The organism is Neptunomonas sp. (assembly GCF_041601355.1).
Lineage (GTDB): Bacteria > Pseudomonadota > Gammaproteobacteria > Pseudomonadales > Balneatricaceae > Neptunomonas.
Genome location: NZ_JBFIIH010000150.1, coordinates 1 through 8,886, shown reverse-complemented (window position 1 = coordinate 8,886; position 8,886 = coordinate 1). Strand labels below are relative to the sequence as shown.

The 8,886-nt window shown below is 41.6% G+C and carries 11 protein-coding genes; 1 reads left to right on the top strand and 10 read right to left on the bottom strand.

The genetic code is table 11. From position 1 onward, the window contains the following. Positions 1-228: 228 nt before the first annotated feature. The 9 genes from ABY436_RS17460 to ABY436_RS17420 all read right to left on the bottom strand — a co-directional run bounded on the left by ABY436_RS17460 (position 229) and on the right by ABY436_RS17420 (position 7,194). Complete coding sequence (locus ABY436_RS17460) at positions 229-1,284, bottom strand: transposase (RefSeq protein ID WP_372740211.1); 1,056 nt, start codon at positions 1,282-1,284, stop codon at positions 229-231. 154 nt (positions 1,285-1,438) lie between these two features. Next, entirely contained in the window at positions 1,439-2,416 is a 978-nt protein-coding gene (locus tag ABY436_RS17455; protein ID WP_372740210.1) for a hypothetical protein, read from the bottom strand. 36 nt (positions 2,417-2,452) lie between these two features. Further along, on the bottom strand, positions 2,453-3,049 hold the full coding sequence (locus ABY436_RS17450) for a hypothetical protein (protein WP_372740209.1): 597 nt from the start codon (positions 3,047-3,049) through the stop codon (positions 2,453-2,455). Positions 3,050-3,135: 86 nt separating this feature from the next. Beyond that, positions 3,136-3,678 (bottom strand): DinB family protein, encoded by a 543-nt coding sequence (locus ABY436_RS17445; RefSeq protein WP_372740208.1) that lies wholly within the window; start codon positions 3,676-3,678, stop codon positions 3,136-3,138. A gap of 26 nt (positions 3,679-3,704) precedes the next feature. Next, positions 3,705-4,343 carry a hypothetical protein gene (locus ABY436_RS17440; RefSeq protein ID WP_372740207.1) on the bottom strand — a complete coding sequence of 213 codons (639 nt, stop codon included), beginning with the start codon at positions 4,341-4,343 and terminating at the stop codon, positions 3,705-3,707. 128 nt (positions 4,344-4,471) lie between these two features. Then, entirely contained in the window at positions 4,472-4,870 is a 399-nt protein-coding gene (locus ABY436_RS17435) for a VOC family protein (protein ID WP_372740206.1), read from the bottom strand. A 115-nt stretch (positions 4,871-4,985) separates the two neighbouring features. After that, on the bottom strand, positions 4,986-5,459 hold the full coding sequence (locus ABY436_RS17430) for a hypothetical protein (protein WP_372740205.1): 474 nt from the start codon (positions 5,457-5,459) through the stop codon (positions 4,986-4,988). 26 nt (positions 5,460-5,485) lie between these two features. Then, entirely contained in the window at positions 5,486-6,178 is a 693-nt protein-coding gene (locus tag ABY436_RS17425; protein ID WP_372740204.1) for a hypothetical protein, read from the bottom strand. A 92-nt stretch (positions 6,179-6,270) separates the two neighbouring features. Next, on the bottom strand, positions 6,271-7,194 hold the full coding sequence (locus tag ABY436_RS17420; RefSeq protein WP_372740203.1) for a hypothetical protein: 924 nt from the start codon (positions 7,192-7,194) through the stop codon (positions 6,271-6,273). Between the two features lie 263 nt (positions 7,195-7,457). Here ABY436_RS17420 and ABY436_RS17415 point away from each other — a divergent pair, with 263 nt between their 5' ends. After that, positions 7,458-8,426 carry an integron integrase gene (locus ABY436_RS17415; RefSeq protein ID WP_372740202.1) on the top strand — a complete coding sequence of 323 codons (969 nt, stop codon included), beginning with the start codon at positions 7,458-7,460 and terminating at the stop codon, positions 8,424-8,426. A gap of 246 nt (positions 8,427-8,672) precedes the next feature. Here ABY436_RS17415 and ABY436_RS17410 read toward each other — a convergent pair. Beyond that, a partial coding sequence (locus ABY436_RS17410) for a hypothetical protein (protein WP_372740201.1) occupies positions 8,673-8,886 on the bottom strand: 214 nt, incomplete at its 5' end.

The following is an 8,886-nucleotide window of genomic DNA, read 5'->3' as shown; positions in this document are numbered from 1 at the left end:
TCAGGACGGATCAAAGAAAAACAAAAAAGGCGAACCATTGCTGGTTCGCCTTTATGTACATTTTATCGACTAATGAGTCCCAAACTTAATTACGCTCACAAACTTCATTAAACCAGTCACAAACTTTATTGTGAGTTGACAATACATGTCTCAGTTCACTTTTTATCGCACTTGATCCTTGTTTTACCCTCTCGCCTGCCAATAGGCAAGACCTCTAGGATTTTATGTTCAGCAGAACAATGCAGCTAGATTAGCAACACCTGTGATCTGACCCCATTTTCTTGGAGGAGTTAAGTAAACTGTCCCCGGAATCCAGCGGTAGATCAGTCTCATGTTCGCTTCGCTATGAAAGCCACTGTCGGCAGTGATCTGTACACGTTGAAGAATGCCCTGTTCTGGTTGTGTAGGCTTGAGATTGTTAAAGCGTTTATCGATGCCGGTGAGCATGGGCAGTAAGGTGTGTTGTTCCTGACCAGCACCATAGGCCTGGGCATGCACAATGATCTGGTGTTTGCTGTCGACGGCAGCGACACCGTTGTAGCCTTGGATCACGCCTTTAGCCGTTTTCATTTTGGCGCTGTCGTTATCGGTGAGGTTGGCTTTGACCGGCGTGCCGCGTTGACCGCGCCGTTCAGGTTCAGTAGCTAAGTGCTTTTGTATTTTGGCGGAGACCTGTGCGAGTTTTTTAATCTGGGCTTGTTCTCGTGTAGTGATCTCAGGCGGTGTATCACGTTGATCACAGGTCTGATGCGCTTTCATCATCCGTTCGACGGCACGATCAATTTTGGCCTGTTTGCGGGTGAGTTCGGCTCGCGTACCACTCCATTCTTTAGAAGCATTGGAGGGCATTTTGCAGCCATCGATAGCGAACATCTCCCGACCGATCAGGTTCATTCCATCACAGACCATCAGAACATGGGTAAATAAGGGAGCGATCACTTCATCCATGCGTGAGATGAAGTCCGCCAAGGTGCTGTGATGTGGCTGGCTATCAGCCGAGAGTGCCATAAAGATAACGTTCTCACGACAGGCTTGCGCTATTTTACGGCTGGAGGTAATTCCCCGCGCGTAGGCAAATAATACGATCTTTAGCAGGAGAGCAGGATCGTAAGCTGGCGCACCGTTGTAGTCGTTCCGATAACGGGATTCAAACACACCCAGGTCAAGTTCATTATCGACGACATGGTTGAGGGTATATTCAAAGGTGCCGGGCTGGATCTGATCCGAAAAACGCAGCGGAATCATCTTGGTTTGTTGGTAATCGTAGTGTTTATAGCGCGCCATCCGTTGCATCCTGCGGGGTAAAGTTCTTTTATCAGATTTTAGCTGATCGCTGGTACGAAGGCCAAGGGCTGTGGGACTAATCCGACAGCCTCAACGCTCGCATTTGCGGCTGGTTTGGAGCGCAGCGGAAAACCAGTCCGACAACATGCGCTTGTTATGTTTTACTTACGCCAAGGCTAAGCTGGTACCCTTTTTGGTACTCAAAATGCAAAGCATTGGTAATATTGTTCAGATACGAAAATATACATGATGACTTATTAATTATACCTCTGTCAGCAGAAACTAAGGCATTACAATAAGATGCCATTCCAGCGTGCTGCCCATCTGACATTACATTCTTAATCTTGTCTCTTTTCGCAAGACCTTTGTCAGGGCTTATACCTACCATATTGAGCACAATATATGCCCCAGATATTGCACTGTGCTGAGTATGCTGAACTCCCTCAATACCCGGAATTGGCTCAAAACCAAAGAACTGATTTTTTGTGACATTTGGTATTGAAGGTGAAATCAAATCCCAAACTTCATCAATTGCGGATTCAGACTTTTCGATAGCCTTGCGAGCTTCACTTGAAACGCCTAATGCGCGTCTTGTTTTATCAATTGGCATCTTGTTTTTTAGGTGATTTTCAATTGTAACTTCCATTTCTTTGGTTACTTTTGATGCTTTCTCGACTAGATCTTCACGTCTTTCATCAGGAATAATGCTTGTTATTCGTTCTATTTCATTTCGCATTTGCTCTGGGGTTTCACTTAGCTCTTTAAAGTTGTCTGCTCCAAAAGAGCGTATGAGGTGCTCCACCATGTGATCTGCCATGCCTTCATAACCAGCAATTGCCTCTAAGTGTTGCTCATATCTCGAATAAGGATCTATGTAATCCCTTATTACAATATTACCTTCAGATTGAAAGTCTTGGTTCAGAACATCACATATCTCAACTGCTTTCAGCAATGCCATCCCTTCGAGTGCATCTTGGTTTCCATTCCTATGAATTTCATCAAGATGAACATGAGAATAAACCCACTTGAACCTTTCTGGTTCGAGTATCGAAATGTCTCCACAAGCCAAGTACCGAAATACATTCATATCTGCATAAATTATTGGCTTATCCGAAACTAAATATGAATTCATTAAGAACCTTGGCTAATTACAAAGAAACATAACGCCTCAATCAGCCGACGCGCCAGCGGTCGGCTGAATTGACTTGTTAAATTGCGATACCTCCGAGCTAAGGCTTTCAATGTCGCTTTCTAGCCGAGAGTTTTCACTTCTTAGCTTTACATTTTCTTCCCCTAATGTCTTAAGGGTTTCATTCACTTTCTCTATGTTGAGATACAGCTTACCTGCTTCAGCCTGTTGTTGATTGATCTGCTCTATTCTGTCGTTAGCAGCATTGAGCGCATACATAACAGTGAGCGCAAAGAGGACCCCTGTATAAGTATACAAAACAACTGCAGACCCTATTTTTTGTAGTACTCCATCAAATTTTGTTTTATTGAAGAAGAAAATATTGATCGATATCTGAGCAAAGGAAGTGTTAATTATCAGAAGTACTGTAGCTAAAGCGAAGGTAACGTATGAACACACCAGAGCAACATCATTCAAATACCAAAGGTTGTTTTCTAGATGAAAGCTCCGCAACGCACCCGCACCTAGTGCCAAAGCCGCAGCAATACCTATATTTCTGAAATGATCAAATATTGGCTTTGGATCACTCTTGAACAAATTCTGAATTCTTTGCGTTAGTGAGGTTTGCTCTTTCATGTTCTTCCTGTAGTAATTTAACGCTAAGCTTTGCGGCAATTTTGGAGCCGCGAAGCGGTGGAAAAATGTCCGGCAACAGCGACTGGTTATACATGAGTTTCCTCCGCAATCAACGCCAACAGATCAGTAACCCCAATATCCTCACCAGCCTGAGATAGCAAAGCAGATACTTGTCCCCGATGGTGAGTTTGATGGCTAAAGAAGTGAAAAACTAGGCTTGAAAACCGTTTGTTGGCAGGAACTCCTTTAGTATTGTGGTAGCTGAGTACGAGATCCAAATCTCTCTCGGATAGTTCACCTACCCAACTGATAATCTGACCATCTAACCAAGCCCTCTGTTCAGACAAAGCAGCGAAATCTTCAAAAATTATCTGATCCAGTCTGTTCGGATTTGGAAGATTAGCTACCTCACGCAATGAGGACATGCAGGACGGATGTGTGGCAAATCGCTTGAGCCAAATGGTGTCGCCAACGAGGATGTGATTCAGCGTACCGAGAATGGAGCTGAAAAAGGCACCACGGTCCTTGGCCAACTCCTTCGCTCCGAGGTGACCTGCGGCCTCGTAAACCTTTGAGTTCATCCACTGATTGTAGGCGGCCAGCAGTTCAAAATGATCTTTCAGACTCATCAAAGTTCCTTCTCATGTATAACGCCTCACTCAACCGCAGCTTTAGCTGTCGGTTGCAGTGACTTGTTAGGCACATCCTGGATCTCAGACGGCAAAGACTGTACCGCCCCTATCTCTGGCGCATTGGTTGTATATATTGCGTAACTGAAGCTTATGAGACCAACGATAAGGCTAGTGGCTGAAATAATATTTTGCCTCTTTTTTGAGGCAGAATTCTGGATGCTAAACTCCTTTAAATGTCCTACTAATGGTTCTAAGAGTTCTTGGCCATTTTCTATTTCTTTCTTTATTTTATCTAATGGAAGCTTTAATTCATTTGGGATTCCGTCATAAGGCTCATCTTCATTGAAGCTGGTTTTAAAGGCTTCTAGTCTTTTAACAGGAACTTCAAAATCTTTTTCGACAAGCGCATCATCGATTAAATAATTTAGTGATTTCTTAATACAAGACTGAGATAGAAATCTAACCTCTGCTATGACTTTAGCTTGATCCCATGTTAGATCTTCATTGTTAATCATTGCCTTAACAAGCGCTTCTCTGTACCTCCTGCGTTGACCAATATTTATCAAGCTATCCGCAATCGTATTAACGGCCCACAGGAAGTAGCCGGCAACAAAAAAAACAAGTGTTGCTAGAAGTACGTTCTGCCATGTAAAAAAATCCATCTATCTCCCCTATTTGCCTAACGCCGCAATAAATGGCGCGTAGGTTGGCGCTATTTTTGCGAGCTTTTTGTTTTTAGCAAAAATAGCGACAACCGTAATGCGTCCGATTTAATTGCCTTGTTATGTGTTTAAGCTAGCCACTCTTTGTTTTGGAGTACAACACGATAACCATCTAAATCTTCAAATGTTTTACCGAGAACATCCCAATACTCATTATAAGACTTAACCTGTCTAAACCCTGCGTCCAACATTTTTAAACAACAATGTTCCCAAATTGAGTTATCGCTAAAATAGAAAACAATTAAATTGTCTTGTGTAGGAGAATTACCAACTTCTACACCTCTATGATGAGTAAATTCGAAATGATAGTTATGTTCTTCATGACCAATAATTGCTCCGTCAAATCCATTATGATCTTCAAAGGAACCAAGTAGTTTAAACCCCAGAGCATTAATATACATACGGGAGATTTCATTCAAATTATCAGTTGGTCTTGCGACTCTAAGTTTCGCTGATTTTGGAACCATAATATCCTCAGAATTAATTGCACAAAAAAACACATAACGCCGCATTAACGGGACGGAAAAACGCGTAGCGTTTTGAAGTTCCGAGCCAGCTTGCTGGCGGCAGTTGAATGCCTTGTTATATCTTACTTTGCACATACGCCGGAATATCAATAGCTGGATTTTTTGCTGAGAAGTATGCGCCTAGTCCGTAAGCCATTTGTTCGAGAGGGGCTTCTTGATACCCATGCTGATTAATTTCTTGAATGTAGCGACTTACAAAATTTTGAGCCCCGAGGTAATGCCACTGTTGAACGTGAACTAGTTCATGGAAGTGGAACTCCAAGTCGTTTTCATAGCCCTTTTTGATGAAATAGGTATTTTTATACGTAATGCCTTGAACATCCATGTTGATGAAGTCACCAAGGCCTGCTTCATGTAATTCCGGGAAATCAGGTTTAGGTATGTCATCGAGGACGACAAAGAAGCAATTTTCTAATATTTGAGGAGAGTAGAAACCTTTAAATGCACTTGAAAAAACGCTGCATGATAATGCTTTGTCTGAGTAGTTTGACAGTGTTTGATCAATCCATCGTTCAATTTTAGCTAGCACTTAACTCTCCTTGTAAATATAACGCTTCAAGAACCGGCGGCGTTTACGCCGTCCGCGTTGCTTGACTTGTTATCAGTTGTTCGTAGCCATTTGCGTCCAATGAACGCGTAAACGATAAATATCGCAAAAATAGCTCCAACAGTAACCCAATCCATATGCTCCTTAAATTTGTACCCCGCGAACAAAACTAGAGCTACATACACTGCACCGAATATATCAATGACAATGTTATGTTTGGTGTTGTGGTTTATGAGATAAAGCATTAGTAAAGCTACTGGGTAAGCGACAGCCAAACAATAAATACCTAAAGCAACAAATGCGATTGCTGTACTTGCTAGTTCCGAGTCTGGAGCTCCGCGGGTAACCAATAGTAGTCCCAGACCAATGCCAATCAACATTCCACTAGCGATAAAGCCACAACTTATCCCTGCTCTGTTTGGGGCTAAGACTATATATTCAAACCACAACTTTCCATTGTGGTTTTTTGTTCCGCCCCATGTGGCAATGGCAGTGGCTAGTAAGCTAACAATGCTTAGAATAAAGAAATATGCGATTGAAATTGGCTCTTGGATTAATCCTGAGTACCAATCTGGAAGCTCACCAGAGAGATCAACAAAGAATCCGCCTACAGCTACTACTAGAAAGCCCGAAACCATGAAAACTAAAAAGCTCTCAAAGGCCGAATCTATAGAAATTTTTTCGAATGCTGATTTTTGCACAATACTTCCTTACTGATAACGCCCAGTTAACCGGAGCGTAGGTTGATATTGTTTTTGCGCCTTTGTCTTTTTGCAAAAACGATGGCAGCCGTTTACGCTTCCGTGTTGAACTGCTTGTTAGGGTTTGCCTCGGTTAACGCACGAGCTTTTTGGATGAAAAACAGCCACCCTTTTGACTCTTCAAGTTTATAGTCATCGTACGTGTCTTTAATTGCAGTTCCTAATCCAACCGGATTTATTATTATTGGAGATGGGATATTAGACAAAATACCCTTTAAAATTGTACCTTTGATATTTGGTTTTGCATAAGAAGCAATTTCCCACAATCCTGATATGATTTCACTGTCAATACCTTTCGACTGGTCAAAATTAGCTAAGATTTTATCTCTGAATTTCTTGATTGAACTATCTTTACGAAGCTCAAAGATTTGCTCCCATGATAACTCAGAAAAGTCAGGCATCTGTGTGCTGTTTAATGATAGCTCGTTTATAAGTATTCCTTCACTTCGAGAAAAATCGGTAAAGGCTTCACCGAAATGAGATGATAAATTTCCAGCAGTATTTGGTTCTATTTCTTTAAACCCGCTATATAACTGTAAATCTCTCCACATATCGCCACATAATTGTTTGAACTCTTTTGTGTGGATGATTGCACCTTCTGGCATTTCCTTCTCATAAGCATATGAGAAAATTTTATTAATTAGCTCTTTATCAAGAATATTTTCTAAGCCTGTTTCAAACTTTTCAACATCTTCAATATAATCCCAGCAGTTTATAAACACTGATTTGAAACCTTTAGTTTTCGCTAACGTTTTTCCCGCCTCTATGTTTCCTGAAACAAGCATTGCTAGGTAATCAGTGTGAGTCTTGAAAAGGTCGTCCCTACCAATTGGGCAATATCGTGGATTAAAAATAACCTCATCGAAGAATATTGCGAGTCGTTTATATAAGACATGAGCAGGGATACCATCCCGCTCAAAATTCATCACTGTGGAAAAGCCTGTAATAGTTTTCATAATAAACTCGGTTATTGATGATTGCCCTTAGAGCCCTAACAGTCTGTTTATGAGGAACGCGTCCTCATAATAATTATTATCAGGAATCCTTATAATTCCACGAATGATTTTTCATGACCCCTAATAGCTTGATATTTATAAATAATAATACACACAGAACTACCGCCAAAAATTAAGAGGGAAAGAATAAGCGAAATTATTATTGACTTTCACAAGAAAAATTATACTGTATAAATAAACAGCTTTTGAGAAAGGACTGCTCAATGACTCACTCCCCATTCCTTCGGTCTATCCGCGAGTACATGCTGGTTAGGCGCTATAGTCGTAGAACCATAGCGGCATATTTATACTGGATCAAGGCCTATATTTTATTTCATAACAAACAACACCCAAACCGACTCCGCGAAAAAGATGTAATGTCATACCTTACACATCTCGCTGTACATCGGCACGTTGCTGCATCAACTCAAGCGATTGCACTGAATGCTTTAGTGTTTATGTACCGCCATATTTTATTGCAGCCTCTAGGTGATATTGGTGATTTCAGATACGCTAAACGGCAAAGAAAACTACCTGTCGTTTTAAGCACACAAGAAGTCAAAAATCTGATGGACCAACTTTCAGGCATAAAGTGGCTTATTGTTGCTCTTTTATATTGTTCAGGGCTTAGACGCATAGAGCTTGTCAGACTCCGCGTAAAAGATATAGATCTGGACCACCTCTTATTAAGGATCTGGAACGGGAAAGGCGCAAAACACCGCATTACCACGCTCGCTACAGAATTGATTCCACTACTAAAACAACAAATATCAAATGTCGAGACAAAGCTTCTTGAGGATTCGACCTCAAACTCTTTTCCAGGTGTATGGATGCCTGATGCATTGGCTAAAAAATACCCATCAGCGCCTTATCAACTGGGCTGGCAGTATCTTTTCCCTTCCGTCAAACTTAGTATTGAGCCTGGAACCAATAACATAAGAAGACACCATATTGATGAGTCAGGTATTAACAAATTTTTGCGTACCGCATCAAAAGGGGCAGGAATTCACAAAGAAGTGACTAGTCACACGTTGCGGCATTCATTTGCTACTCATTTACTACAATCCGGTGCTGATATACGCACAGTTCAGGAACAACTCGGTCATAGCGATGTAAAAACAACCGAAATATATACACATGTGCTTAATAGAGGAGCCAATGGCGTAACTAGCCCCTTAAGCCATATTCTTTAACTAACCATCCCTTATTAAACTCCGCACACAATTTCGCGGCCATCCCCATACCAATTAATAGATGCGGTAGCAATGCTACCCAATACAATATCAACAGCGGACAGTACTGACAGATTTAGAAGAAAAAAGGCGAACCATTGCTGGTTCGCCTTTATGTACATTTTATCGACTAATGAGTCCCAAACTTAATTACGCTCACAAACTTCATTAAACCAGTCACAAACTTTATTGTGAGCTGACAAATGCTTATGCTTCGTCCTGATAAGACTCAATTGGCGGACACGAGCAGATAAAGTTACGATCGCCATAGACATTATCTACACGGTTTACAGCAGGCCAGAACTTGTTCTGACGTGTTGCAGCCGTTGGGAATACAGCCTCTTCGCGAGAGTATGCACGACCCCATTCAGCCGCGGTAATATCAGCCATGGTATGCGGTGCGTTATGCAGAGGGTTGTCT